Origin of the sequence: Pediococcus siamensis, assembly GCF_047220215.1 — a bacterium.
GTDB lineage: Bacteria > Bacillota > Bacilli > Lactobacillales > Lactobacillaceae > Pediococcus > Pediococcus siamensis.
The window spans coordinates 2,188,329-2,214,572 of record NZ_CP178375.1 but is presented as its reverse complement, the minus strand read 5'-3'; the positions used below and the strand labels follow the sequence as shown (position 1 = coordinate 2,214,572).

Below are 26,244 nucleotides of genomic sequence, written 5' to 3'. Positions count from 1 at the left end.
ATATTGACGACACTTTTTAAAATTTATTTTTCCCGAATTGCCTGCCAAGGATTGCTTACGAGTTGCGGTCCCTCCACCGTCTTGACCAGAATCGTCTCACTGCGATGATTGGCATATTCTTCCAAGGAAAAACCGTTTTGCCCCTGTGTCACCTGCAAATCCACGTGAACATCAAATTGATTTAAATTCTGTAACAGTCCGTTTGCTTCTTGCACAGTCATTTCAGGAAAGTGCGTCACAATAACATCAAGATCACTTGCGTTATTGACCATTGGCACCCCTGTGACCAGTTCATAGCCACAACTGCCACCAATTCCCCACTCATAGGGTGCTAAGACGGGAAATATGAGCTTCAGGGCACGAAAAACTGGCAATTGCTGCCGATTTTGCGCCACTAACTGCCATTTTTGTGACCTAACCAAATCTTTTGGATGCACAATTTCATAATCATTCCTCACAGCTAATAATGCGGCTGCACGTTCAGCCTTCTGTGCTCCTCTAATCCCCACTGGTATGCCGTCAGCTGTAATCGGGCCACGACGCACCACGACTACCGGGGCTTGTTTCAAAGATTGTTGCGCCCAATCCGGAAGCTGCTTATAGTCTTTAAGCTCAGTCACATCATGTAATCGAATCAAATCATGCGGCAAATATACCATACTTAATCACTCCATTGATCAGCAACTGCCTGGCGCATTTTCAAAGTTGCAACCCGGCCACTCTTTTTAGCAATTGTCGTTTCATAACGGAAGTGCAAATCATTATCCCCATGATAGGCACTTGCAATTGCTTCGTCAATCACAGTTTTGACCTTCTGAACTGCTTCCTCACTAGCATTCCACGAAGAAACATCCTTGATTAGACGATAAAGTGCACCTAACTTTTCATAATTATCAATATCGTAAGCCATTGCTGGTACATGTTTGGTGGCCTCTTCTAATTCAGCGATTGTACGTTGCGTAATCCGTGCGGCGCTTTCTTTCGACATTGCTTGAACCGTAATCGAGTCATCATCCAACGCAATGAAACGATTGGACTGCAGGCCATGTGCTAAGAAGCCCCCGGAAACAGCATCGCCTGGAATAAACGCAATCACAGGATGACCAGCTTGACGAGCCTTAGCATATGCAGCCGCACTTGAAGCCAGCGCCACATGAATACCAATCAGTTCTTCTTTGTAGCCATACGCTTGGCTAGGCACATCGACAACCAAAATAATGGGCCGTTTGGTTTCTTTATTAGCATCCTCTTGGACAACCTGATTAACGACATTGGCAACCGCAAAACCTTCTTGCAATCCTGCTTCTCCGTGACGGACACGCGGAAAATGGTTTTTAGGATCGGGGACAATTGCAACATAGGTCTTGCCCGCAACAGTCGCCTGCAAAACGGTTGAAACATTTGTTTTGGCATTCTTAATTCCCGTTAATTTTTCAAACCATAATCGACCGCGACTCTTTGGCTGCGCTTCTTCAGCACTAACCGCTTCACTAATCGGATGAGCTTTGGTTTGTACCTTTTGATACAACTCACGATAGCCTTTGGTATCCAAGGGTTGACTCATGTCCAAACCGTCCAGCAAGGATAAATAAAAGTCTGCTTTATCAGTGCGGTGCGCGTCTTTTTTCTCAACAATGGCTTGATGAACAGCATCGCGCATCACTTCAACAGAATCTTCGACGACTTCGTCTACAATTCCGGTGGCTGCCCGCTGTTTTGTACCAAGCGTATCCCAAATCAGATCTTTATCGCTTGAATCAAATTCGCGTACCCCAGCCTCTTGTTCGATAACTTCAGGACCATTTAAACCAATTCGGGCCTTTTTTGTGGCAATTAAATAGGACAAGATTGCTGAAGTAATCGACATTCCGCCAAATGATCCCACACGACCAGGAATCAGCCCAATGACGGGGACGTATTTCTTAATAGCCACAACGGCATTTTGAATTTCAGAAATTGACAACAAACCATAGTTTGCTTCTTGCAGCCGAACGCCGCCGGTATCCAAAATAATAATCGGATAAATTTCCTTCCCATTTTGGTTATCCTTTAACACCTGCTCCAAAGCGGCCACAATCTTAGCACCACTGACTTCGCCGATCCCGCCACCTTGGAAGGCAGATTCAATGGATACAACCAAGACATTTTTGCCCTCCAGCTGGCCTTTCATTAAAATAACCCCATCATCACTTTCCGGAACAATTCCTTGCGGCTCCAAATGTGGTGAAATCATATCATCAAATGGACCTACTAGTTCACGGCCGGTACCCTGATCTAGTAACGCAATTGCCCGATCCCGGCCACTCAGCTCAACAAAACTATTTTTCATCATTCAACGCCTCCATTGCTTGAGTTAAACGTAAATTAACGACTCCTGGTGTTGCGCCAAAATCATTAATTTCAATATCTGCCAATAATGGATAACGTTCAAAAAAGCGGTTCAAAACATTTTGCCAAACTTCTTTAAAACCATCGCTTCCAGTTACAATGTGCAGTGTTGTCTCTTTTTTGTCTGTCGGTTTGAAAATAACCTCCAAATCGCCAGATGCCACAACCCCCACATGAACTGGACGTTGGACAGGCTTTGTATTTTTAAATGAAAATGTTAACTTTTCCATTTTAGTCCTCCTCGTTTATCTTCAAGTTGTCTAAAAAGTAAGTTGCTGCAAATAAATCCGCACAGCCGCCGGGCGAAATGTGATAGCGCATCGTCATTGCCACTAATTTTTGAAAAGCCGGACTTTTAGCGATATCTACCGCTTGCGCCGCCTTAGAGGCTGTTTTTTGAAAGGCACGTAAGACTGCAATGCTGCTTCGATGAATAACATTCGTATCATCCACGTGGGCATAGAGGTCACAAAGAATTTTTAACCATTGTGCATTCGTGTGTGGGGGGGTTGTCGCTAACCCTTGTAAGGATCGGGCCACATTAGGAAAACCAGCGGCCGCTTCTTCTCGTGCGCCTGTAACCTGATATTTTTCTTTTGCCTGTTGGCCATATGTCTGACTCGGATGGTTGACAACATAACGATCTGGTAGTTGTGCGATTTCTCCGGCTGTCTTTAAAATTGACTGGCTAACCGGTACACTTTGCAAACTGCTGGCCGCAACCAAAAGTCCTAATGCCCAGATGGCGCCCTTATGCGTATTTATGCCATTTGTGGCACGCAACATTGCGCGCTCACCGTCACGGCCAATTGCCCCAATTTCTTCACGGAGCGGCACAGAAACGGTTTGTGCCTCGGCTGCTTGTGCTATTTTGACGAATGTTTCATATAAGCTATCTGCTGAGCGCATGAAAAGATCAATATTCATATCGGTATGAGCACCGTTAGAATTTCTGGTGACTAATCCTGGTTTGGGAGAAAAGTTAGCTTCCCATTTTAGCGCTGCGACAGCTTGTTCGGCGAGTTGTTCAGCAAGACTTACTCTTTGTTTTATCACGTGTGTTCACTCCAATATTTTGGCTATGACCAACTCCGGAATTTTGCCGGTGGGTTGTAAAGGCCATGGGACCACTCAATTAAATCGTCCATGTTTTGTGCCGCTAAAAGTGACCGTTTGGCCTGACCGCGGGCAACGCCTAAGTCCTCTGGCAAGGCAACGATGCCGCGAGCACGTAGATCAGCCAATGTTTTGGCGTCGCTTCGCAAACCGACGGGGGTAACCCCTGCAATGGCTTCAATCGCAGCCTGCCGTTCTGCCATACTATCTGTTTTATACAGGTAAGCAATTCCTTCTTCGGTCACGATGTGGGTAGTGTCTTCACTGTAAATCATGATCGGAACATTTTTTAGTTTAGCTTCTTTTCGGACTTCTTCAGCATCCAGATGATCGACAAAAACTGGTTTCTTATTGGCGCCAAACGTTTCTACCATTTGAACCACTAATTTCTGTCCTTTGCCTAGCGGATCATTGTCAGGACGCAAGCTTTGCCAGGCGGGAGTTGAATGACGCCGTCCGGTTGGGTTACTCCCCATATTTGGCGCGCCACCAAATCCAGACAAGCGTCCATTCGTTACGGTCGATGAATTGCCGAATTGGTCGATTTGCAGGGTTGAGCCCACAAACATGTCAAGCGCGTATTGACCAGCCATTTGACCATACGCCCGGTTCGAACGCATGCTGCCATCTTTACCAACAAAGAACACATCAGGACGGGCTGCAATATATTTTTCCATTCCAACTTCCCCACCGAAACTGTGAATAGATTGAATCCAGCCGCTTTCGATGGCAGGAATCAATGTTGGTGTCGGATTAACTTCCCAGTTAGGGACAATTTTGCCCTTTAAACCGAGCTGTTCGCCATATGTTGGTAAAAGTAACTCAATTGCCGCGGTGTTAAACCCAACACCATGGTTAACCGATTGCACATTATGCTTTTCATAAATTCCGCGAATCGCCATCATGCCCATTAAGATCTGCAATTCTGTAATGTTTTGCGGATCACGGGTAAACAGCGGCTCTAATTGATAAGGCTCATCAGCTGGAATAATGACATCCACCCAGTCACTTGGAATGTCTACTCGCGGAACTTTATCCACGATCTCATTTGCCTGGACGATGACTAAGCCATCTTTAAAGGCTGCTGATTCCACAATAACCGGTGTTTCCTCGGTATTATTACCTGTATACAAATTTCCTTCACGATCCACCTTATCAGCTGCTACCAAGACCACATTAGGGATCAGATCGATAAATAAACGCGCATATAATTCCAGATACGTATGAATATCTCCAACCTGCATGGTACCATCAGCAATCATTTGTGAAACACGCGTACTTTGGGGGCCAGCATAAGAAAAGTCCATTTTGTTTGCAATACCAAGTTCGAACAGATCTAGGTGCTCCGGACGTGAAATACTAGACATAATCATGTGGAGATCGTGCACTTTTTCAGGATCAACGCTTGCAAGTACCTTTGACAAAAAGCTCGCTTGTTTCTGGTTATCCCCTTCCAAAACAACCTTGTCATTGGGTTGAATTAAAGTCTCCAGTAAAGCCTTGGCATCCTTCGTTTTTGCAAACTTACCATCTAAAAGACTCGCCGCATCTTCCAATTTTTGCCGTTTGGCATCTCGATGCGTGGTCCAACTTTTTATTTCACTCATAAGTTAACTCCTTCTTCATTTATTGAAATCATTTTTACTTCTGCCACTTAGCCAATAGAAATTCAGCATCGTCCAGCGAAAAATCCCCTAACGCAATAGTCTTAACTTCGGGAATTTTTGCTTTCAACAAACTCGTCATAACATGTCCCGGCGGAAATTCAATGGCGGAATCAATTAAGTACTCTTGCGCAACTGCCATCATCACATCCCAGTAAACGGGATACGCCAAATTGTTACCCAAGTCATAACTTACCTGATCCACGCGCCGTGTGGCATGACCATTGTAATCAGCTAAATAAATACAATCAGGGTCATGAAGATCGACCTTAGCTAGTGCCTTAGTCAGTTGTGCTGCAACTTCTTTCATCAGTGGTGAATGCGACGGCACCGGTACTCGCAATCGTTTTGCCTTTTGCGCACCTTGCGCCTTCGCAGCTGCTAAAACTGTTTGAATTCCGGCTAAACTTCCCGAAACCGTCACTTGCAACTGTGAATTCTGGTTTGAAACATAAACCGGGTTCTGCGCATCAAAGTTAGCAGCCACAAGGGCACTCACCTCCTTACGCAATAACCCCACAATCACACCCATACCATAGCCTTCTGGATAGGCGTGCTGCATGAGATTTGCTCTTAATGCCACGACTTTTATCGCATCATCAACGGTAATGACACCCGCTGCATAAGCGGCAGCGAAAACACCCAAAGAATGGCCCGCTACTAAATTAGGTTGCCATCCTTTGGCTTTTAACTTTATCACTTGATCCAACTGTAAGACTAAAATACTTAACTGAATCTGCACAGAATCCAAATACCCTTGCTCGGTATCCAGCAGCGTAATTCCTGTTAAATCTTTGACCTTGGTTTTTAAGCCACAAGCTACTTCATCTAACATTCCGCGCCGTTGGGAACCCTGTCCAGGAAACATCCAAAGGGTTTTCATTCTTTTTACACGCCAGCTTTCTTTTTAATTAATCTCACAGCTTTACTTTAATAACAAATCTAAAATATGTATAATACAAAGTTGGAATGATACATAACCAAATGGTTAATAATAGATGGAGGCCAACTATGAATCTAACTCACTTACGCTATTTTTCGGTCGTTGCTAGTCAGCAAAGCATTACCAAGGCAGCCGAACTTCTTTTCGTATCTCAATCAGCGGTTAGTAAAACGATTAAGCAACTGGAAACTGAACTCAATGTTACTTTGTTTGATCGCATTGGTCGAACCATTAAACTAAATCGAGCTGGCAAACTCTTTTATAGTTATGTAAGTGACAGTCTCAACTTGTTAGATCGGGGTATTTCTGCTGTCTCGGGCGGTATTCAGACTTCCGAACAGCCGATTTCGATTTTGTTTGAAGTTGGCTCATCCCTCATCCCCAAAATCGTTAATCGCATTCAACATAATTTACCAAATGTTCGCTTGAATATTGCCCAGCATGTCCAAATGGATACTGATCTTGATCAATATGACTTTATCGTCACCACACGTCAGTTTGCCAAATATTTCGTTGCTCCCATCATCAGTGAAGAAATTTTTGTTGGCTGGCAGTCAAACTATCCTAACAGTACGGTGAACGCCAACACCTTAACCAGTGCCCAATTCATTGGTCTAGGTTCCCATAACCAGCTGCGTCAAACGATTGATCATTATTTTCAAGAGCAGCACCTGACCATTAAATTTAAATATGAAACAGATGATCCGGCAACCGTCCGCGGGCTGATTGATGAAGGCGTTGGTATCGGCTTTATTCCTGCCGTTACCTGGCAAAAAGTGGGCAAAGCACTGCACTTGGCGCGTTTAACTCCTCACACCATGCGACGCACTGTTTATCTCTGTTCACCGCGGCATCAGCTGACTGATATTCAGCGCGAAATTAGCAATGAATTAGTCGAAGTTTTCGTAGAAGCACAAAAGCATGAATTAAAAATTTAGTTGCCAAAAGTACGATAACCTGCTATATTTACGTTGGTTTTTACAATGCCATTTTTAATTGATCTCACAATCTCAATAAAGGTGGCAATCCTCATGACAACAAAAACAACTCCGCCAGCCGCTGATGTCGGCGATTATATGAAAGTCTTTGCCTGCACCGCAGTCATGATGCAGACAGTGCTTTCACTCGTCCTAAAGACTGACCCGAGCGCGGCTGTTCAAACTGGTATTGGCTTAGTTTATAACCTCGTTAAATACACAGCACCAGCCTTCATTTTTGGTATTTTATTTTCAACAATCCGGACACACGAGACGGCAAAACTCTCGGACTATGGTAGTTACATGTCCCAACAGTTTTCCGCCCTTTTCGTTCCCACTTTTTGGTGGACCCTCATTTACTTATTGATTATGCCCTCTGTTCAGCAGGTCAGTCGTTTTCACAATCTGACCAGCTTTATTTGGCAATTCATTAACGGCAATGCAGCCCCACATCTGTGGTACAACACCATGATGTTGCAGTTCATCATTTTAATGCCGTTTTTCTGGTGGCTTTCGCGCTGGGCAGTAAAGTCTGCTTCAAGGCTGCGCTGGGTGTTAGTCATCACCACCGTCGGCTTTTTCGGCTGGTTATTATTCTATGGTCACTTTGTTTTTTACGGTCCTCACATGCAGAGTTGGTACCTCTTAGATCGGCTTTTCGTGAGTTTTATCATCTACGGGATTTTCGGTTCCTTAGCTTGGAAAAAACATCAACAGCTAGAAAACTGGCTGCGTCGATTTTGGTGGCTGGTCGCTTTAGTTCTCGTGGGTAGCTTCATTTGGACAAACCTTGAATTACGCGCCTTTGGTCATCCCGTTAGTTTGGCAAATGCTATCTATTACAAACCATCCATGACGTTATATGCATTGGCAATTATCGGTTTGGTGGCGGCATTGGCCTTTCTGAATATTCGTCAGCAAGCTGCGGTTTTAAAACTCATGCATTTCTTAGCCACCTATGCGTATCGTGCATACTTGTCCAACGTATTTTGGCTACAACTTGTCTGGCATCTCTTTGGTAATCAGCTCAGTATTCACCAACCAGTTGTAGCTATTATCAGTTGTTATCTACTAACTTGGCTTCTAGCATTTACATCAGCTTACGTCTTTCATATCTGCTGGTTCGCGGTTAAACGCAAATTTAATTTGGCAAACTAAGCTGGAAGACAGAAAAAGAGCTTTAACTTCAAAGTTTAATAGCGGAAGCTGGATGATTCGTTCTTTGAATCTATAATAATAATCCCTTCATAGTTGTCAGATGAAATGCAATAATTCATTTGATGACTATGGAGGGATTTTTGTACGGTCAGAGCTAAATTCTCGGTATTGGAGAATATGGCAGTTATTTCTGTTCTGTCCAGACATAAACGGTGGGTGTGTCTTGCACCTAAGCCTGTTGGTAGGCCGCTATTAGGGTCGGCATAAAGTCTTTTAACTTCACTGAACCTAACTTCGGTTGCCGTTTTCTTAAATCGGCATAAAATTCTGGTGATCGTTGTCGCTTGGTCATGGTGACTAAGCCTTTGGCAAACGTTTCTGGAACCCCATTTTGGATCATATTACTTAAAATCTGATCATCGCTAGCTTCTATCCAGTGCAAATCTGGTAATTTCAAGGCTGCTGCTAACTGTGAAATTAATTGCTGCCCCGTTATAAACTCACTCACCACATAACGAACGGTGGCCGGATGTTCACTAAGAATTTCAGCCACAACTGCCTTGGCAATATCGGCAGGGTCAGTCCAAGCCATCGTCACGCGAGCATTAAAATTACGAACCAAGGCATGTTGCGTTTTGATGGTTCGGATATCTCCCAATAAATTACTGTAAAAGCCAACTGGCCGAATGAAGGTTAATTCAACTTGTTTCAGCTCTGATAAGATGCCTTCAATCAAGTGATAGATGTACAAATTGCCTACTTCAGGACCTTGATCGGCACCCACGCTGCTCAGATCAACCACTCGTTTTACTCGTGAATTTTGAATGGCATTTTTAAAAATTGTCGCCTGCTTAACTGCCAGTTCCGTTAAGCTCAAGCCTGGTTCCCGCATATTTGTAATCATTAGGTAAACAGCGTCGGCTTGCTTAAATTGTTTTGTTAAAAAGCTTTCATCCATCATGGATCCCACTGCCGCTTGGGCACCGAGTTGCTCAATAGCAGCTACGCGATCCACGGAGCTCGTAATGACGGTCACGTCTTCATGCGCCGCAACTAATTCTGGAATGACATAGCGATTAATGTGTCCTAACGATCCTAGTAATACAATTTTCATAATTCGATTTCTCCTTTAAAGATAGCATTATCTTTTTTAATCCTCGTCATTATAAAAGATAAAGTTATCTTTTGTCAATCTTGAAATCTCGCAGCAAACACCGTATGATGAAATCATGAAAAAGAAAAACGAAGAAAAATACCGTCAAATTATCACTATTACGAGCCACCTCATTGCAACTGAAGGGGCCGCGATGGTTTCTACTACCAAGGTAGCTAACCTCGTCGGTATTTCCCAATCCAACATTTACATTTATTTTAAAAACAAGGACGACTTGCTCTACCAAGTTTACTTAAGTAAATTGGCTACAATGCAGGCTTCTTTCGCGCAAATGCAAAAAGAAGATTTATCTGTTTCTGCGCAGTTGCGGGCTTACATTATGAAGCTGTACCAGTTTGCAACTGCGCATCCCGAGGATATGCGCGTGATCGCACAGCTCAAAATCATGCCTAACTCACCCTTATTTTCAGGAAATTTCCCCTTTAAGGACGACACTAAAGTCGTGCGCAAATTAATTCAAGCTGGCATTCAAGCCGGTGTTTTGCGCCCCGTCGACCCAGAACTGCATCTGACTATTATTTTTAACGTCATTCGCCGCTACACTAGTAATCCTGCCAATGCTGACTATGATCCCGACCAGTTTGCCCCCGTTTTTGAAATGATTTGGGCAGCATTGAAACGGGAATAAATGGTGCCGCACAAAATAAAGATCCTGCTATTTAGTTTAGGATACAAAAAGCTGATTCTCAGAGAATCAGCTTTTTTATATGTGTCTAATTTTATAAATTTTTAGCCTACATTCCCTTCAAGCATGTCTCGTAGACAGGACCTTGCGGGAAACGCCAAAATCCAACTGTCCGCTGTCATTTCGAATACCCTCCTAATCTCAGCTATCTATAAATCGTTCTGAGATTGTACTTAATATAACCTCTAAAAAAGTTAATCAAAGTATGCGTGGCTTTCTTAGCCAGTGGATAAAGAAACAATCCAATTATAAATATGAAGATATCAAGTACCGTCGCTAAAAGTAGATTTGGTTGTGTTCCCGTTACAAGCCCGACTAGTAGAAAAACAGGCGAAACAATAAACGTCCCCGCAATAATCCAAAGCGAACCTAACAAAGCCACTACCGTGATCGCTCCTGACGAAAATAGGAGCACATTGAAAAGAATTACCCCAGTTAAAGCTAACCAATTGATTTTTTTCATTGATTTTTCCTCCTCATCCTTTTGAATCTGTGCTTTCGTTTCAGAGATCAAATCATCAATTGATAGGCCATAAATCGCACTTAAATCTTTTAACACATAAATATTTGGTATCGTCTTATTCTGCTCCCAACGTGAGACTGTCTGTCTGGTCACATAAAGTATTTTGGCAACCGTCTCTTGCGTAAAGCCACAGTTTTTCCGTGCTTGTTTTAATGAACTTCCCAATGACATTTGATCACCCTTTTCCTTTGCACACCTTCAGTATGAAGTGGTCCGTTGGTAAATAAAAGCAACAATCCTGTTCCATCCCGATATACCGCGGTTTCTCACCCACAACATAGCAAATTTTCCAAGTCTCAAAAAATCCACCTTTTAAAAGCACCCTTTTTAACTTCATTTTGACCGTTTTTTCCGTAAACTAGCAACTAGCGGTTTACATCGGTGTCACATCTATGATTTTTGGGGGCAACCCATGCTTTACAGGTAGCCTAAGATCCTTGTTATCATGGGCTTTATGCAGAGTTACATCTGCCAAGATTTTTTATCGTTTTTGCGCAGCTTTTTTAGAAAACACACAACAAATTCGTCGTGAGAAAATTGAAGTTCAATTTAAAACGGCCATCTCAAATGCTGCCTTACTTGTTTTGGGGAAAGGATTTAGTGCAAGGCAAGTCGGATAAGCTTTCAATTTGTTTCAATTGAACTTCAAAATTTGCTAAATGCGACGATTCTGAAGTTCAGTTTATCGGTTTTTCCAATCACGTCGTAAAAATGCGTATAAATTGTGATCATGAAAACAGCCATCCAACAAGCGGCGATTTTCACGCAGTGTCCCTTCTAAGGTGAAGCCAGCTTTTTGAGCAACATAATTACTGCCGTCATTCCCCACTGCTGCTTCAATTTCGATCCGATTTAAATCATATTCGTGGAACCCGATATCTACCATTGCAAGGACAGCCTGATGCATAATGCCTCTTCCACGAAATCTTTCTGCTAGCCAGTAGCCGATGTCTGCTCGATTATTATTGATATGATTAAAGCTGATCATCCCTGCTGGTTGCTGACGAAAATAAATCACAACATTTAGCGATGCCCCAGTTCCAAAATTCGTATTCACGTGCTTTAAAAATCTAATTTCATCTTCAACATTTTGCAGTTCAGCTACCCATGGAAGCCATTTTTGCATGGAATTACGACTTTCATCGATGAGCTTGAATACCTGTTCGCTATCACGAGCTGGGTTGGGGATTGCTAGCTTCAAGTCCTTTGTCACTTGATATGCAAACATGCACGCACCTTCTTTATATAAAGTATAAGTACATTTTACTCGTCATTCAGGCTACCCACCAGCACTATTCACGATAATGATGACGCCAGGCAACAAATAAGCCAGCAACGATCATCAGAATTACAAATGCGCGAACTCCCCAAATAATTAGAAAAGCGCCAATAAGTTTTTCAACGAACGCTTGGTGCATGATGATTTCTAATAAAGCCATCTAATCCCTCCATGTTTTAGTTGTTTTTTCCTAAATCTACTTTTACTATTAAACGTAACAATAACTCGCGAGGTGGTTCTATGGAAAACCTTAATTCTAAGTTGGGAACTCGGATTAAAACAGAACGACGCCGTCAAAAAATGACGCAGCAACACTTGGCTGCTGGTATTTGTTCTCAGTCCATGCTCAGTAGTATCGAAAATGAGACCTATACGCCGAATGTACTTTTGTTCGCTCAGCTATGTGCGCGGTTAAATGTCAGCATGGAGCGGCTGCTTTTGGATCCTTATCCAACTCTTAGTGCGCAACCAGATTTCAACCGCACCGTAATTGATCTTTGCAATCAACACGCCTACGCCCAAATGCTGCAATACTTATCGCAAACTATGGTCATTAATCAGCTGACAACCGACCGTGATTTGCAAACCTACTATTATTACCTGGGAATTGCAACCTATCAATCACATCAGGACTGGCAAGCCGCGCTTCAGCAACTGACGATGGCACGTTCTTATTCCCCGGTCGGCCATAATCAAACCGTTTTGGAGCTGCTGATCCTGGCGACCGCGGCTTTTATTAAATATCGTCATAAAAATCAGGTTCAAGCCACGGCAGAATTCAACGCTTGTCTCACTTCCATTGAACATCAAGCCGTGAGCGCTCCCAACAATAATTTGAATTCCATTTATTATTTATATGGTAATTGTCTATACAATCAAGGTGAAATTGAACTTGGCTTGAAGGTAGTTAACCAAGGCATCTCATATACGACCAGTCATGATTCACATTTTATGCTGGCAGATCTCTACTTATTGAAATCCGCGTTATTGGCAATGCTTAAACGGACCGAAGAAGCCACGCAAACGGCACAAAAGGCTCAGACTTTAAGCGAAATTTTCAAAACTGAGCTCTATCCATTACCGCAGACTCATTAAACACCAATAAATTACGTCCTCGCACGTGCACCTGTTTTGTTTGCAGCTGGGCAGCAATTACCTGCTCAAAGGGAAAAACTGTCTGTACATGCGCTGTTAACTCTCCGGAACTTATTAAATTTGCAATATGCGCATACGTTTTTAAGGCAATCCGGCCATTATTAAATTGAAATGTTTGGTCAGATTTCAAATCCGTAAAATCCAGCTGAGCTAAAGATACAACATCTACCGCGGCCAATTGGTGCAAGACGGTGGCCAAGAGTTCTGCGCTTCCAGCAGCATCCACAATTTTCGTAATCCGTCCGAGCGCACGGAGCCGTTTTTCAAAGTTTACATCGTCATAAGCCAAAACTTCATCTGCACCAAGTCTTTCAACAAAGCCCTGACTAACCTGCGAAGCTGTTGCAACCACAACGGCTTGTTGCCGTTTTGCAAGCTGAACTAAGAACTGCCCGACACCGCCTGATGCGCCTAAAATGAGCACCCGGTCTTGTGGATTCACCTGGAGAACCTCGTTAATAGCATGCCACGCAGTATCGGCTCCACCAATAATTGTAGCTGCCGCCGCCAAAGAAACGCCTTGCGGAACCGGAAAAATAATGGGTGGAGTTTGCGAATTAATCCACTCACTGGCCGTTCCGCCGGGATTGGCTCCAAATACTGCTTGCCCAACCAACTTTTGGTTCCTTAGGGCTCCTACTTCCTCAACAATCCCTGAAAAACTATAACCAATCGTGGTAGGCAAGCGTACTGGATGAATCGCTTGCAGTTCTCCAGCCTCTCCTTTCCAATCCCAAGGTAGAATAGGAACATAACTTGTTTTGATCAATGCTGAAAAAGGGGTTACTCTGGGTTTGGGCACCGTTCGAATTTGTAGCCCTTCAATGCCGCCAAAATTTTCTTGAATAATTCGTTTCATGTTTACCAACTCCTAATTTTTGTATATTCCTACTCTAAATCACACTCGACGAGCAATAAAATCAGAATACTGATATTCAACTGAGGGACAACAGCGATAAGCAAGAAATTACATTTGACGTTTCGTTCATGCTACACTAGCACTACGAAAAGGCACTACAGTAAGGAGTTGAGCCTATGAAACAAGATCGCCCTATCTCATTTTTGAGTTTCCCTGGTACCGCCGAAAAAGCCGTAAACTTTTATGTAGAAACTTTTCCCAACAGTAAATTGAATCACTTTACCTACTATAACCGCGACGAGCCTGACTTAATTGGTAAAATTCTTAATGCTGACTTCACTCTCATGGGGGTGCCGTTCTATGCATTGGATTTCACCGAAGCACAGGCGCCGGTGGCAAGTTGGCAGACCTCGCAATATATTGAATTCAGTAAAATACAAGATTTTGATCACGTTTTTTACCGCCTTTCTGAAAAAGGTAACGTCTTAATGGGACCGGATCCCATGACACCTTTTGACAAAGTAGCTTGGATCACAGATCAATTTGGTATTACCTGGCAAATCTTGCACCGTGCTGAACAAAACTAGCTGTTGTCTTGTATTTATGGTCACCCCGCTGTTCGATTGACACGATAAAAAATAATTAGAGGCTGAGAAAAATACTCAGCCTCTTTATTGTGTCCAAATTTTAATAGCATAACCCAAGAGAAAGACTACCTACAAAAGTCATAGCAACAGCGCGGTTTGACGATTTTAGTTGTTCGAACAACCTTGGAGGTTCGCAGTTGAAATTTTTTAAGCCTATTGACAGTTCCACTACTATGTTTTACTATGTGCCAGTACCTATTATTACGCAGTAGTTAGGAGCGCGCTATGAAAATATCAACGGAGATGCTAAAAGGGGTGCTAGAAGGGATCGTCTTGCAAATGATCAGTCAAGGAGAGACCTATGGCTACGAAATCACCAAAAATTTAAACGCCCACGGCTTTGATGATGTCGTGGAAGGCACTGTTTACACTATTTTAATGCGCCTTGAAAAACAAGAGCTGGTGTCTGTTGAAAAGAAAAAGTCGACTAAGGGACCAGCTCGTAAATTCTATCGTCTCAACGATGCTGGCAGAGCCCGTCTGACAATTTTTTGGCAGCACTGGCAATTTCTTACCACCCAAATGACCGCTTTGAAGGAGGATCATCATGCTTAATTATTTTAAAAAAATGCGCCAAGAAAAAAAGGCCTATCGCCTTTATCGCAAACGAATTGCTGCCTTACCGTCCGAATACCAACAAACCATGGAAGCTTTAGAAAAATATCTGTGGAATTGGGCAAAGGGAGACGGTATGATGGCCTTGCTGATTTCAATTTTAGAAATGTTTGAAGCGGCGGCGGCCGATGGTATCCCCGTCCAAGCCGTGGTTGGTGAAGATATCGCTGCTTTTGCCGATAACTTATTGCGCGAATATCCAGAGGAAACCTGGATGGATAAGCAACGTCAGAAATTACGCGATACGTATCATAAATAAAGAAGTAATGCTTATGAATGCGATCTTTACAATAGCGGATGCAACTAAAAGTTTCGAGAAACAAACGGTCTTAAATTCTGTTTTACTTGAAGTTCATCCTGGAAAAATCAATGCCTTACGTGGAGCAAATGGCGCCGGTAAAAGCACCCTTTGATAAATCATAACCGGTCTATTCGCGAGTGTTGACGGTTTTGTTACTCTTAGGATTGGCAATTACTGTAACTTTGGCTGGCAGCTGGCAATCCCATTTGCACTAGCAGCACAAACTATTGACGGAGGGAATCGTGAAACAAGTAATTCTAGCAACGTTGTAAAACATTTAAAAGCTTTCCTACATGGATTGAAATAAACGCAAAACTACCCAATCTTTCAAGTATAGATTCCATTTACTAAAAGTGTCACAGCCCGTGGCACTTTTTAATTTTGTTAAAATAGTGAGTTTTTACATTACCAGGTGGAGTAAAATAATTGTATCGGAGGAAAATATCTAATGAACATATCAGAAAAACTTAAGCAATGCCGAAAGAATAAATCTTTAACACAAGTTCAAGTTGCCGAAAAATTACACGTTTCACGAAAAACAGTTTCTGGATGGGAAAATGACCGCAGTTATCCCGACATTAATAGTTTTGTGAAATTAAGTGACTTATATGGCATTTCACTGGATTCCTTATTACGTGATGACAGGGTTTTAAACTACTATAAAAAACAGGACCAAGAAAATATTCGTATTCACAAAATAGCAAAAATCACTTATATTTGTAATTTTTTTCTGTGGTTAATCAGTTATATCGAATTCTTTCGAATAGGTGGTCTGCATTTATTAATAATTCCGGTATTACTTATCCTCAACATCATCATATTTATTTCACATTACGAAAACTGGTATAAATTAAAGGAACCATCTTATTTTATTAAATTAGGCCTCACTTTTATGCTTATTTTCGTAATACATCTAGTATTAAATGTGTTTGCCGAAAGCTTCACGTATGAGCTACATACCACAAGTATAAATTATATAACTGATCTAATGTTAGGCAGACTAATTCTTATTATGTTAATTGACTTCAGTCTAGTAATAGTACTCTTTTGTAAGGATACTTTAAATTCTTCAAAAACCACATTTTAATTATTCATTTACTAGTCCAAGGTTTATTAAATTTATGGACCTGCATAAATGCAATGCAAAGACACACTAAAACAATAACTAATATAAGGACAACCATAAAACTGGTTTGGCTTCCACTTAGTGAGAGTCCTGAGCTATTGCCCGTAGTCTTTGTTATCATGTGTATGTCACTTAGAAAATGCATGGCAATGGTAATCACTAAATTATTTGTTTTTATATAGACAGCTGCCCATAACAGACCTGTTGCAAAAACTAACAGGATCTGAAGCAATAATATATTTGCAGAGATATGGGCCAAGTTTCCAATATGCGCAAATGCAAAGCCAGTGCTACTAATTAAAACGGCAATGAAGGGTTTATTAGGAGCAACCCGATCACTCATTGGAATCAACAATCCTCGAAAAATAAATTCTTCCACAAATGCTATACCTAAAGTAGTTAATAACGGTAATAGGCTAACTGAATCAAGGTTTATAGATGAAAAATTTGTAGTTAATAACAGTAATATTAAAGCTGGTGTGCTAGACATTAGTTGCTTGAAAGAATGTCTAAATTTAAAAAAATTGATCTTTATTTTCCAGCGAAATTTGTTTAAAGAAAGAGCAATAAAGAAAGCTAAAAAATCGCCGGATAATTGCCATACTGCCTTAGGTAATAATAACGTATTGAAAACAGTTGGACTTAAAAGCAAAACGGACGGCATCAAAATAAAAACAATTGCAATATCAATAATATATGGTTTTATTCTGCTCATGCTATATCTCCCATTATCATCTGATCAATAAAGCTTCTGTTCTGATCATTTTTCCATTATCAAGTTCTTCTTTGGCGTTCAAAAATACTTTTCGCTCCTTCTGAGACACGTTTACTCCATCAATTCATCCCATCTGGTTCCAAAAGATCTTTTTCTTATCCTTCATAATCTGCTTCAATCACCAGTAAGCCCTTTTTGAATTACACTTATTTTTTCGATAGTAATTGTCTGATGGCCTTTCATCTAACCATTCCCACAATTTGTTATGAGTTAATTCCACGTGAATTCTTGATAAGCATCGTTAAGCGCCGTAAATTCTAACACTTAAAGTGTCTTATATCGATAAGTTCACCTTTTCCGTTGATTTCTCATAAACTCCCCCAGTTTTTTCTCACGCGGATAGCTAACCGGTAAATGCCCCTCTTCCCCAAATCCCATTTACTAATAAAATTAACTCCAGGTAATTATTATGTCAGCAACGGTTGTAAAATGTTGGAAAATACCGATTAGAAAATGTCGGTTTTCCAACATTTTTTTACGGTAAACTAAACGTATCTCAAATTTGGAGGAACTGAAATGCGTTTAGATGTTGAACAGTGTGTCCAGCAATATATTATGAACAAAATAAAGCCCAACTTCGCTGAAATTGGTCGACGATATGGTGTTGATCCGCGAACGGTTAAAAGATACTACAATTTAGGGCTCACGCCCCCAGATGAGCAGCCACAACCCTTACGGCGGCCGAGTAAACTTGACGATTATCGAAAAACGATTGAAGAAAAGGTTCTAGAAGGCTGTTCGGCAACGGCAATTTATTACTTTATCAAAGAACGTGGCTATCAAGGAAAGCAAAGTATTCTCAGAGACTATTGTCGAACCATCAGAAAAGCCGCAACGAAAAAAGCCACTATCCGGATTGAAACCTCGCCAGGGCTTTCAGCCCAGGTTGATTGGAAAGAAGACTTAACATTGATTTCTCGGCATGGAGAGATTGTCAAAGGCAACATCTTCTTATATGTTTTAGGGTACTCGCGAATGAAATACATGCAATTTACCTTCAGTCGCAGCCAAACTACCTTTTTTGATTGCTTAACGAATGCCTTTTGGGCAACCGGGGGTGTGCCGAAAGAAATCTGGTTTGACAACCAAAAGGTTGTCGTCGATCATCATAAAAGTAATTTTGGTAAGCCGGTATTTAATGAAACCTTCGTTGAATACGCTAAGGACGCTTGTTTCAAGCCAATTGCTTGTCGACCGTTTCGGCCACAAACCAAAGGAAAGGTTGAGGCGTTGGCCAGAACTACTCAGCGAATTAAAGTTTACAACCATGAGTTTGAAGAGCCGCTAGACTTAGCCGAGATCGTTCATTTGACGTGTGATCAGCTGAATCATGAGAAGTCTCAGGCGACTCAAATTCCGCCTTATTTATTGCTTGATAAAGAAAAAGAGTATCTCCATGATTTTGATCATGACTTACTCGATGCCTATGCCAGCCAAACCATCGCAAGGAAAGTTAGCAAGGAATCAATGATTGTCTTTCAAAATCGGAAATACTCCGTCCCCATCAGATATATTGACGAAACCGTACAAATTAAACACGATGACAATACTCTATACGTTTATTATAACGGAGAACTAATTCGTTCTCACCCTATTTCACTGAAAAGATTTAATTATCTTCGCGATGACATGGAAGAGATTGTCCGATCAGACCTTTATAAGAATCGTGATGACCGAGTCATTGATGATTACGTCGACCGAAACCTGAAGATGTTTGATGAAATGGAGTGAGAAAATGGCTAATTACCAAGCGTTATACACCAACCTTAGACAATTAAAGTTAGATCGTTTCGCCGAACATTTAGGCTACCTATTGGATCATCAAGATGAAGCACCCAAGTCCTTGAGTGATGCCTTATTCGAATTGACAACGGCTGAGCTTAAATACCGGGAACAAAAAAAGATTAATTTGAGAATTAAACTAGCCCGCTTTCCATATGAAAAAACGTTAGCTGACTTTGACTTTAGCTATCAACCAGGAATTAACCAAGGGACAATTGAGGACTTGGGATCACTAAGATTCACCCAAGAGAATCAAAACATTTTGTTTATCGGCACCTCCGGTGTCGGTAAGACTCACCTAGCCACCGCCATTGGAATTGAAGGGTGTAAACAAGGAATTTCAACGCAGTTTATTCGATGTAGCGACCTCATCAACAAGCTTCAAACAGCACAAGTTCAAGGACGAAGCGAAGAAGTGTTGCGCCGGTATGCCCGTTTTCAAATTCTAATCATTGACGAGATTGGTTATCTCCCAATTGAGTCAGTGGGTGCTAAGCTGTTCTTTCAGCTAATTGAAAGACGATATGAACGGAAATCAACCATTATCACCACTAATATTCCGCTTTCTAAGTGGGGAAACACCTTTTCAGATAAGATGTTAGCTAACGCCATTTTAGACCGCTTGGTTCACCACGCTAAAGTCATCCGAATCACCGGTCGATCATATCGAATGAAGGATCATTTGATTGAAAAGAAGGATAATTCTGGACCTGATTTATCAGGTTTTAGCTCACAAAATAAAGAAAGGAGCAGTGAGACACTGTAAACCTTATCGGTAAAAAACAGCATTTTTTAATCGGCAAAAAACGACATTTTCACATCGGCGTTGACAATTATTAAAAAGGTCCAAGGAAATCGTTACGATGCAGATATCTGAAAAACTAAAACAAAGACGCAAAGAATCAGCAAATATAAAAAAATTACTAAGTCTGCTTACCTTCTGAAATTCTGCATGTGACTAATCAGTTACGCAGAATGCTCTCGAACAGTCGATTTCCATTTATTACTAGTTTCCCTGCTTTAGCTCGTAAACAGCATTATTTTCATGTCTCATGATGCTCAGCAAAAATTGAAGCCGACGAGCTACATCGTTAAAATCAGGCCTAGTTTCATCTTGATTTTTATGGTGCATGCTTTTCCGAACTTCCTAAACGCTCATTTGCTTGCAAATCCAATGACATCGCCTATATTGCTGCTTTCATGCTGGGCAGATTTATCTTCATTCCCCCCATTTCGCTAAGCCTGATCTTAATTATTTTCTGAAGGACAGCTTGAACTTCAATTCTAGAGGCCATTAAAAAATGCTTCCAGCGGATGATATAACATTTCACTGGCAATACCTAAAAAAATAATTCCCAAGATAAAGCTGTACCAAAAAGCACCCATAATAAAAACCGTGGTGTCCTTGTTAAATTTATAATTTTTTACCGCCTTATAACAGGCATAGAACTCCCAGATTGCTGCAAGGAAAAATGCAACCATGAGCAAATCATCTACAAACATTTTATCATCTCCAGTTCAGTTTTTTATGAACCGTTCTTTTCATTTACGCGATCACGAACTGCTTTTTGTGATTAAATCTTGTTCATCATTGACTATAATTGCGTGATTAAGAGCATCACCCCCCAGTACTAACATAACGAGACTAAATGGTATTCCTGACCAGAACGATAAAAGTGTCAATCTCAAGGTCGCTTTTCCTGCGTTCAGTTTAAGCACACGATAAGGACTAAAAACGAAATACCATTGCCAAAGACCAATTAATAAAACAATAAACCCCACAAATTGCTCTGTCATGATGATTCCCCCCCACTTCACCCAAACCTTATCGCGTCATTTTATTTTGGTCAATAGAATGAATGTCTATAGATATAAGCCTTCGCGTAATCGTACCTATTTGGGAAAAATAATCTTTATGGCATCTTTTTATTAAGCTTACTTAATCATGCCAATAGGTTTTTTCTAAGTTAAATGAACTTAAAAAGAATAATTCTATTTTATAGTTCAATTGAACGATTAAGATAAACACCTGAAAAATCCCTGAACAAAAAGAAGCCAAATCAAAGATTGCCATATAAGCCTTGTTTTTGAAGTGGCATGAATTGCCCTGCACTTATGGGTTTAGCCTTACTAGTCCGAAAAAATACAGGCAAATCTTTTTATTGACTCTTTTTAAGCGTATATAATCATAACTATAGAATATTTCTAATTTAAATGAACTTAAGGAGGACAATTTTATGCCTTGGGACATGAAAGACTACCCAGCTTCAATGAAGAATATGAAGGAACTTGTGCGAAAAAAAGCAATTGATATCGCCAACGCGTTACTAGCAGATGGCTACCCAGATGATCGTGCCATCCCGATTGCTACCAAACAAGCCGAAAAATGGTTTCAAGATGCGGATTCACGTGAACGTGCTCAATTCCGTAAAGCACCAGATCCAACTAAACATGATCAACATGACGGCAAAAAGTCGCATTCACGGCTCATGGATGCTAATGAAGTTGTCTATTACGAAGATGATGCTTGGTTAGTAAAAGCTGAAGGTGGCAAACAAGCCAGCGAAAGCTTCTCCAGTAAAGAAGAAGCCATTCGACGAGCACGCGAAATTGTGAAGAATAAAGATTCCGCCGTTAAAGTCTATAAAAAAGACGGCAACCTTCAGGATGAAATTCATCCCCGGTAACAAAAAAGCTAACGAGCAGTCTTTATGCGAACTACGATAATCCCTTTGTGATTGTCAGATGAAATGCCATAATTCATCTGATATTTCATAGAGGGATTTTTGCATGCCAAAAAATAGGGTCACTGTCCTTGAGAACTTGGCGTTGTTAAAGGGTTTCGCTCAGAGGTAGTACCAGTTACTTTCACACGACAACATGCTATTAGTAAGAATAAATTAGACTGACTATCCATCTTAGAGTTCACTTGATTAACGGTATACATAGCAGAATTTAAACATGTGTATACAACTACACCGCATACGACAAGAACTAGCACGCCAAAACTTGATAACCATCTTTTTTCTTCATGCACCCCTCCACTATGGCGATAGCACATTTCCTAATAAGATGAGGGTAATTATTCTGTAAAATTAACTATGATATGCATTTTTGGTCTTGTGGTTTGACTAAAAAAATCGTAAATTAGGAGTCCACTTTATTAACAAGTTTTTTTTCGTTTTTTTGTATAGCTCTTATCGTTTATCATTTTTTATCAAGTCTTTAAACTACGTTGCCATCCGACTTCCAAAATCAGGCAAATTACTGTTCTATATTTTTATAAGAAACCAGTCCACTATGAGAGGTGTCTTAGCCTAAATTTAAAAGCTTTCTTAATTAAACAGCATTTCAATTTAAATATTTTTGAACTATTGCAAAATAAAAAAAGCGAACTATACTTGAGTCGTATTATTGATGAGCTACAGCAGATTTTGTTAGGGGGGATTTTCCATGTTAAAGATTTTATTTGGTGTAGTGGTCACAATTATAAGTGGTATTGTTATACTTGGCGGTATGAGGTTCATCAAGAACGGAAGAAAGAAATACGCAGCAGCAGGAATAAAAGTGAATTTTGATAAAACACCGGCCACTTTTGGCTTTTCCGCCGGAATTACGGGATCTATTATCATTATCGCAGGAATAATCGGTTTCGTTTGGGGATTAATACTGATTTAAATTAACGTTCAATGCTGTTTTTGTTTGACGTGTTTCACAATTTAATCCATATAAAAGGATCACTTTCTTGTACTCGGTTCTGTCAAGTTAACAGCTGGAATAATATAAAGTTTTGGTTTTTAACTAAATAGCTTCATTCCAGTATTCATTTGGCGTGAGGTCATTTATTTGTGCTGAACAACTTTGGGGTCTCTGTCAAATTGTATTGGTGAAGATTTTTGAAAAGCAGGTTCACTTCGGTGAATGTGTTTTTTTGTTTACTCATAAATTAAACTGATACGAATGAAAAAGTTATAAATATTTTGAAAATCAATACAATTGAAGAGTACTCGGCCATTATTTTTCTACCATTAGTCAAGTAAAACGTTGATTTCATAAGATTTCATGTACAGGCTAAGCTTGTATATGAAATCTTTTTTCAGTTGATTTGAGGAAAGCAATGTTTTGAAGGTAAACTAAATAAACCTCTTGAAACGTTAATTTTTCAAGAGGTTATACTGTCTTCGGAGGCTGTATGAGTTACTGTTTTGGTTGAGACACAGTTGGCTCATAAACTTCATTGTTCAAAACTAGGTGGAAGATCGTTCTACTTAGACGACTCATAACTGCGATCGCAATCTTCTTGGTTCCTTTAGACTGAGAAGATTGTTTTTTCATTTGGTAGAAGTCGTTAAAGCGTGTCGGTTGATATGAGGAAGCACTGATGATGTTGATGACCGTACGGTACAAGACCTTTCTTGCCAAAGGGTTCCCACGTTTTCGAATACGCTGTTCGGCCGTATAGTCTCCAGATTAATAAGTAGTTAAATCAATACCAATATACGCATTAATAGCATTGGCACTATGAAATCGCCAATTCCGCGATAATACACAAAGCTGATTTAAGCGCAATTCCAGGAATTGTCGTCAAAATTGCAACCTCAGGCAAGCGAGTACCAATTTTAGTCATCTCCTCAATTAAAGATGCTTTTGAGCGGTCGAGACGTTCAATTCCATAGGCTAACTCGGTAACTCGCTTTGGCGCGTATGAATCAATATCTACTGCTGGCCTTGAATTTTTGGCCAACTCCGGGAGATGTGCAGCTAAATGCTGAGCCCGTTTGAGGTCCATGTTCTTTGGAGTAGCTTCCAATATAATTGATGTTAATTCTTATATAGTATTTAAGTACATTTCTCCCCATATATCCATTTCTTTAATTAGGGGCACGAGCGAACTACCCAGATTTGTTAAATGATAAGTTGTTTCAATTGGCACACATGTCGCATTGATAGTCTTATATACCACATGATCGCGAATTAAAGCGGCTAGCTGTAAAGACAGCATTCTACGATTGCAACCGGATAGTGAACCAAGTAATTCGCTATATCGAAGGTCTTTTGTCATTAGTCGGCATAAAATTATACTTTTCCACTTACCATCGATTATTTTAATCGTGATATCCAAGGGGCAAACTTCATTGTGCTTAGTAAGTGAATCTACTGCGTCCATAAAACCACTCCTGTTCTTACACATAATACTGTTTATTATAGTTGGTTTTCTAAATAAGGGAACTTTTTTACACTAAGTAAACAAAAATTCCCTTATTGTCTTTTTTGTTTTTAATACTAGCATTGGTTTCAAGGGGTGATGCACATGACAAAGTCTCTTGTAGATGAAAAGGTCGTGGTAAAGGAATCCAAGATAAGCTCCAACAATACATGGATAAGAACATATTCATACGTTGATAATTCTATTATAGATGAAAATGTTTTTATAGGATTCAAATGTTATACAGTAATAGGAAAACGGACTCAAATAGCTAATTCTTGCACCATATTAGGTCAAAAAAGCAACAAAATAGTGATCTCTGACGATGTTTGGCTTGGTGCAGGTATCACGATTGCTCCGGGTGTTCATATAGGTGAAGGAGCTGTTATTGGTGCCGGTACTTACGTAGTAAATGATGTTTCACTATATTCAATAATTGTTGGCAGCCCAGGCAAATTCCTTAAAACTAGAAAGATTGTTTCAAATAAAAAATTATCAAATTCACTATTTATACAACAAATTAGAAATCTTTTTAAAAGATACCCGCCAAAATTCAAAGGTGGTTTTGCTAATTACACAGGACTTCCAATCCCCAATTCCCTAGAGGTGGAAAAAGGAACCGTAATTAGCGGAAGAAAAAGCACAGCTTTCCCCAACGGTGGATTTCAATTTGGAAAACGAATAACCATTAAAAATAATTGCATTCTCGAAGGTGCCGGCAGACTTTCTATTGGGGAAACCACAACCATAGACTGCAACACAATAATTATTACAACTTCACATGATAATAAGCTTCTGTCATTACCTCAAACGAATGAAAAGGTAGTTATTGATGATAAGGTTCGAATTGAAAAAAACGCAATCATTTTACCGGGAGTACATCTATCCAAGGAAACGTATATTCCTGATGAATCAATAGTATTCAAAAATTCAACTGTAAAAAAACGGGGGAAACAATTATGAAACATATTGCTCTAGTACCAAGAGGAATGAGTTCAGGTCACAACATGCGTTTGTATGCGTTAGCACAGGAATTGAAGAAACAAGATAATTTTTTGAAGTAATGGCTTTTTAGAATCTTTACATGATACTTTCTCACAATTGTTCAATTCAATTAGTGTAAAAACAATCAATGTAAGTCAAGACGGTAAAAATGATTATTCAAAAGGTTTTATTCTAAAAAACGACCTCAACTGGGATTCTTTAATGAATGACTTTTCAGGACCAACTATTATTAACAGTCAAAAAATTCTAATGCTAGTCAGACTATTCACTAGAAATAAGATAGATCTAGTGGTATCGGATTTGGACGTTAGTGCTATTGTGGCCGCAAAAATTTGTGGTATTCAAAGTGTTCTAGTGACTGAACGCTTTGAATTGCCAATTGCTAAATTCGAAAAAACGGACTTTGAGAATGCTGGCTTTAAAGTTGACGAATCTGATTTTATCGACATTCATAATGTGGCTCAAAAGACTTTTGACTGGGGATTAGACAATGCAACTAAAGTCGTTACGGATTGTCCCTATGTAGATAAATTAGATAACAAATTACATTTCAAGAAGTTATTGTCACAAAAACATGCCGTATTTGTTGGACCAGTAATCCGAGAAGATACCAACAATTTTGACAAAGACGATATTCGGAAAAATTGGGTGTTAAAAAAGATGATTTTCTGATTGTTGCAACAGTCGGTGGAGCCACAATGTTTGCAGAAGATAAACAAAAAATGCAACAAAGTTTTATCACAACTTTTAGTAATATACATCAAACAAATCCAAACACAAAAATGGTACATACCGAGTAGCTAATATTATTAATCATATTATAGAGAAAGGGAGCGAAGAACATCGATGAAAAGAGTAATCAATAT

Annotated in this window: 31 protein-coding genes; 14 read left to right on the top strand and 17 right to left on the bottom strand. The window is 40.3% G+C overall.

All coding sequences use genetic code 11. From position 1 onward, the window contains the following. Nucleotides 1–23 precede the first annotated feature (23 nt). The 6 genes from ACLJJ6_RS10625 to ACLJJ6_RS10600 are packed head-to-tail and all read right to left on the bottom strand — an operon-like array spanning nucleotide 24 to nucleotide 6,051. The gene (locus tag ACLJJ6_RS10625) at nucleotides 24–659 is read right to left on the bottom strand and encodes a malonate decarboxylase holo-ACP synthase (RefSeq protein WP_412989405.1); all 636 of its coding nucleotides are present in this window, start codon (nucleotides 657–659) and stop codon (nucleotides 24–26) included. A gap of 2 nt (nucleotides 660–661) precedes the next feature. Beyond that, on the bottom strand, nucleotides 662–2,329 hold the full coding sequence (mdcD, locus tag ACLJJ6_RS10620) for a biotin-independent malonate decarboxylase subunit beta (protein ID WP_412990474.1): 1,668 nt from the start codon (nucleotides 2,327–2,329) through the stop codon (nucleotides 662–664). Beyond that, nucleotides 2,319–2,618: a malonate decarboxylase subunit delta gene (locus ACLJJ6_RS10615; protein WP_412989404.1), complete on the bottom strand. Its 300-nt coding sequence runs from the start codon at nucleotides 2,616–2,618 to the stop codon at nucleotides 2,319–2,321. The genes mdcD and ACLJJ6_RS10615 overlap by 11 nt, the downstream gene beginning before the upstream one ends. Nucleotide 2,619: 1 nt before the next feature. Then, the gene (locus tag ACLJJ6_RS10610) at nucleotides 2,620–3,444 is read right to left on the bottom strand and encodes a triphosphoribosyl-dephospho-CoA synthase (RefSeq protein WP_412989403.1); all 825 of its coding nucleotides are present in this window, start codon (nucleotides 3,442–3,444) and stop codon (nucleotides 2,620–2,622) included. Nucleotides 3,445–3,467: 23 nt separating this feature from the next. Beyond that, complete coding sequence (mdcA, locus tag ACLJJ6_RS10605; RefSeq protein WP_412989402.1) at nucleotides 3,468–5,111, bottom strand: malonate decarboxylase subunit alpha; 1,644 nt, start codon at nucleotides 5,109–5,111, stop codon at nucleotides 3,468–3,470. A gap of 34 nt (nucleotides 5,112–5,145) precedes the next feature. After that, nucleotides 5,146–6,051, bottom strand: a complete 906-nt coding sequence (locus ACLJJ6_RS10600) for an ACP S-malonyltransferase (RefSeq protein WP_412989401.1) — start codon at nucleotides 6,049–6,051, stop codon at nucleotides 5,146–5,148. Between the two features lie 128 nt (nucleotides 6,052–6,179). Between ACLJJ6_RS10600 and ACLJJ6_RS10595 the strand changes: the two genes are divergently transcribed. Both ACLJJ6_RS10595 and ACLJJ6_RS10590 read left to right on the top strand, forming a co-directional pair. Continuing rightward, nucleotides 6,180–7,049: a LysR family transcriptional regulator gene (locus ACLJJ6_RS10595; protein WP_412989400.1), complete on the top strand. Its 870-nt coding sequence runs from the start codon at nucleotides 6,180–6,182 to the stop codon at nucleotides 7,047–7,049. Nucleotides 7,050–7,142: 93 nt separating this feature from the next. Next, the gene (locus ACLJJ6_RS10590; protein WP_412989399.1) at nucleotides 7,143–8,246 is read left to right on the top strand and encodes an acyltransferase family protein; all 1,104 of its coding nucleotides are present in this window, start codon (nucleotides 7,143–7,145) and stop codon (nucleotides 8,244–8,246) included. A gap of 229 nt (nucleotides 8,247–8,475) precedes the next feature. Here ACLJJ6_RS10590 and ACLJJ6_RS10585 read toward each other — a convergent pair whose 3' ends face one another. Beyond that, on the bottom strand, nucleotides 8,476–9,360 hold the full coding sequence (locus ACLJJ6_RS10585) for an SDR family oxidoreductase (RefSeq protein ID WP_412989398.1): 885 nt from the start codon (nucleotides 9,358–9,360) through the stop codon (nucleotides 8,476–8,478). Nucleotides 9,361–9,475: 115 nt separating this feature from the next. On the opposite strand from ACLJJ6_RS10585, the gene ACLJJ6_RS10580 reads away from it, so the two are divergent. Next, complete coding sequence (locus tag ACLJJ6_RS10580) at nucleotides 9,476–10,048, top strand: TetR/AcrR family transcriptional regulator (protein WP_412989397.1); 573 nt, start codon at nucleotides 9,476–9,478, stop codon at nucleotides 10,046–10,048. A gap of 202 nt (nucleotides 10,049–10,250) precedes the next feature. Here the strand turns inward: ACLJJ6_RS10580 and ACLJJ6_RS10575 are convergent, their stop codons facing one another. The 3 genes from ACLJJ6_RS10575 to ACLJJ6_RS10565 all read right to left on the bottom strand — a co-directional run bounded on the left by ACLJJ6_RS10575 (nucleotide 10,251) and on the right by ACLJJ6_RS10565 (nucleotide 12,067). Next, nucleotides 10,251–10,799 carry a helix-turn-helix domain-containing protein gene (locus tag ACLJJ6_RS10575; RefSeq protein ID WP_412989396.1) on the bottom strand — a complete coding sequence of 183 codons (549 nt, stop codon included), beginning with the start codon at nucleotides 10,797–10,799 and terminating at the stop codon, nucleotides 10,251–10,253. Nucleotides 10,800–11,310: 511 nt separating this feature from the next. Further along, complete coding sequence (locus ACLJJ6_RS10570) at nucleotides 11,311–11,856, bottom strand: GNAT family N-acetyltransferase (protein ID WP_412989395.1); 546 nt, start codon at nucleotides 11,854–11,856, stop codon at nucleotides 11,311–11,313. A 64-nt stretch (nucleotides 11,857–11,920) separates the two neighbouring features. Then, nucleotides 11,921–12,067 (bottom strand): hypothetical protein, encoded by a 147-nt coding sequence (locus tag ACLJJ6_RS10565; protein ID WP_412989394.1) that lies wholly within the window; start codon nucleotides 12,065–12,067, stop codon nucleotides 11,921–11,923. Between the two features lie 80 nt (nucleotides 12,068–12,147). Here ACLJJ6_RS10565 and ACLJJ6_RS10560 point away from each other — a divergent pair, with 80 nt between their 5' ends. Continuing rightward, a complete protein-coding gene (locus ACLJJ6_RS10560) occupies nucleotides 12,148–13,002 on the top strand; it encodes a helix-turn-helix domain-containing protein (RefSeq protein ID WP_412989393.1) in 855 nt (284 codons plus the stop codon). Here the strand turns inward: ACLJJ6_RS10560 and ACLJJ6_RS10555 are convergent. Beyond that, entirely contained in the window at nucleotides 12,965–13,921 is a 957-nt protein-coding gene (locus ACLJJ6_RS10555) for an NADP-dependent oxidoreductase (protein WP_412989392.1), read from the bottom strand. The two genes, ACLJJ6_RS10560 and ACLJJ6_RS10555, sit on opposite strands and share 38 nt — an antisense overlap. Before the next feature lie 176 nt (nucleotides 13,922–14,097). On the opposite strand from ACLJJ6_RS10555, the gene ACLJJ6_RS10550 reads away from it, so the two are divergent. From ACLJJ6_RS10550 to ACLJJ6_RS10535, 4 genes are all read left to right on the top strand, one after another. Continuing rightward, nucleotides 14,098–14,508 carry a VOC family protein gene (locus ACLJJ6_RS10550; RefSeq protein WP_412989391.1) on the top strand — a complete coding sequence of 137 codons (411 nt, stop codon included), beginning with the start codon at nucleotides 14,098–14,100 and terminating at the stop codon, nucleotides 14,506–14,508. A gap of 285 nt (nucleotides 14,509–14,793) precedes the next feature. After that, nucleotides 14,794–15,123 (top strand): PadR family transcriptional regulator, encoded by a 330-nt coding sequence (locus tag ACLJJ6_RS10545; protein WP_412989390.1) that lies wholly within the window; start codon nucleotides 14,794–14,796, stop codon nucleotides 15,121–15,123. Continuing rightward, entirely contained in the window at nucleotides 15,116–15,442 is a 327-nt protein-coding gene (locus ACLJJ6_RS10540; RefSeq protein WP_412989389.1) for a DUF1048 domain-containing protein, read from the top strand. The genes ACLJJ6_RS10545 and ACLJJ6_RS10540 overlap by 8 nt, the downstream gene beginning before the upstream one ends. Nucleotides 15,443–15,932: 490 nt before the next feature. After that, on the top strand, nucleotides 15,933–16,571 hold the full coding sequence (locus ACLJJ6_RS10535) for a helix-turn-helix domain-containing protein (protein WP_412989388.1): 639 nt from the start codon (nucleotides 15,933–15,935) through the stop codon (nucleotides 16,569–16,571). Nucleotides 16,572–16,575: 4 nt separating this feature from the next. Here ACLJJ6_RS10535 and ACLJJ6_RS10530 read toward each other — a convergent pair whose 3' ends face one another. After that, a complete protein-coding gene (locus ACLJJ6_RS10530; protein WP_412989387.1) occupies nucleotides 16,576–17,325 on the bottom strand; it encodes a CPBP family intramembrane glutamic endopeptidase in 750 nt (249 codons plus the stop codon). Between the two features lie 576 nt (nucleotides 17,326–17,901). Here ACLJJ6_RS10530 and istA point away from each other — a divergent pair. Both istA and istB read left to right on the top strand, forming a co-directional pair. Continuing rightward, nucleotides 17,902–19,116: an IS21 family transposase gene (gene istA, locus ACLJJ6_RS10525; RefSeq protein WP_260210390.1), complete on the top strand. Its 1,215-nt coding sequence runs from the start codon at nucleotides 17,902–17,904 to the stop codon at nucleotides 19,114–19,116. Further along, complete coding sequence (gene istB / locus ACLJJ6_RS10520; RefSeq protein WP_412988384.1) at nucleotides 19,103–19,933, top strand: IS21-like element helper ATPase IstB; 831 nt, start codon at nucleotides 19,103–19,105, stop codon at nucleotides 19,931–19,933. The genes istA and istB overlap by 14 nt, the downstream gene beginning before the upstream one ends. A 518-nt stretch (nucleotides 19,934–20,451) precedes the next feature. On the opposite strand, the gene ACLJJ6_RS10515 is transcribed toward istB, so the two are convergent. Further along, nucleotides 20,452–20,670: a hypothetical protein gene (locus ACLJJ6_RS10515; RefSeq protein ID WP_412989386.1), complete on the bottom strand. Its 219-nt coding sequence runs from the start codon at nucleotides 20,668–20,670 to the stop codon at nucleotides 20,452–20,454. Nucleotides 20,671–20,721: 51 nt separating this feature from the next. Further along, complete coding sequence (locus ACLJJ6_RS10510) at nucleotides 20,722–20,964, bottom strand: hypothetical protein (protein WP_412989385.1); 243 nt, start codon at nucleotides 20,962–20,964, stop codon at nucleotides 20,722–20,724. A 440-nt stretch (nucleotides 20,965–21,404) separates the two neighbouring features. Between ACLJJ6_RS10510 and ACLJJ6_RS10505 the strand changes: the two genes are divergently transcribed. Next, nucleotides 21,405–21,854, top strand: a complete 450-nt coding sequence (locus ACLJJ6_RS10505) for a DUF2188 domain-containing protein (protein ID WP_412989384.1) — start codon at nucleotides 21,405–21,407, stop codon at nucleotides 21,852–21,854. Nucleotides 21,855–22,620: 766 nt separating this feature from the next. Continuing rightward, nucleotides 22,621–22,845 carry a hypothetical protein gene (locus ACLJJ6_RS10500; protein WP_412989383.1) on the top strand — a complete coding sequence of 75 codons (225 nt, stop codon included), beginning with the start codon at nucleotides 22,621–22,623 and terminating at the stop codon, nucleotides 22,843–22,845. A gap of 519 nt (nucleotides 22,846–23,364) precedes the next feature. Here ACLJJ6_RS10500 and ACLJJ6_RS10495 read toward each other — a convergent pair. The 3 genes from ACLJJ6_RS10495 to ACLJJ6_RS10485 form a co-directional block, all read right to left on the bottom strand. After that, nucleotides 23,365–23,589 carry an IS110 family transposase gene (locus tag ACLJJ6_RS10495; protein ID WP_412989382.1) on the bottom strand — a complete coding sequence of 75 codons (225 nt, stop codon included), beginning with the start codon at nucleotides 23,587–23,589 and terminating at the stop codon, nucleotides 23,365–23,367. Between the two features lie 97 nt (nucleotides 23,590–23,686). Beyond that, entirely contained in the window at nucleotides 23,687–23,956 is a 270-nt protein-coding gene (locus tag ACLJJ6_RS10490) for a hypothetical protein (RefSeq protein WP_412989381.1), read from the bottom strand. A gap of 39 nt (nucleotides 23,957–23,995) precedes the next feature. Further along, entirely contained in the window at nucleotides 23,996–24,334 is a 339-nt protein-coding gene (locus ACLJJ6_RS10485; protein WP_412989380.1) for a winged helix-turn-helix transcriptional regulator, read from the bottom strand. Between the two features lie 144 nt (nucleotides 24,335–24,478). On the opposite strand from ACLJJ6_RS10485, the gene ACLJJ6_RS10480 reads away from it, so the two are divergent. Continuing rightward, a complete protein-coding gene (locus ACLJJ6_RS10480; protein WP_412989379.1) occupies nucleotides 24,479–25,336 on the top strand; it encodes a DapH/DapD/GlmU-related protein in 858 nt (285 codons plus the stop codon). A 138-nt stretch (nucleotides 25,337–25,474) separates the two neighbouring features. Continuing rightward, nucleotides 25,475–26,050: a hypothetical protein gene (locus ACLJJ6_RS10475; protein WP_412989378.1), complete on the top strand. Its 576-nt coding sequence runs from the start codon at nucleotides 25,475–25,477 to the stop codon at nucleotides 26,048–26,050. Nucleotides 26,051–26,244 lie beyond the last annotated feature (194 nt).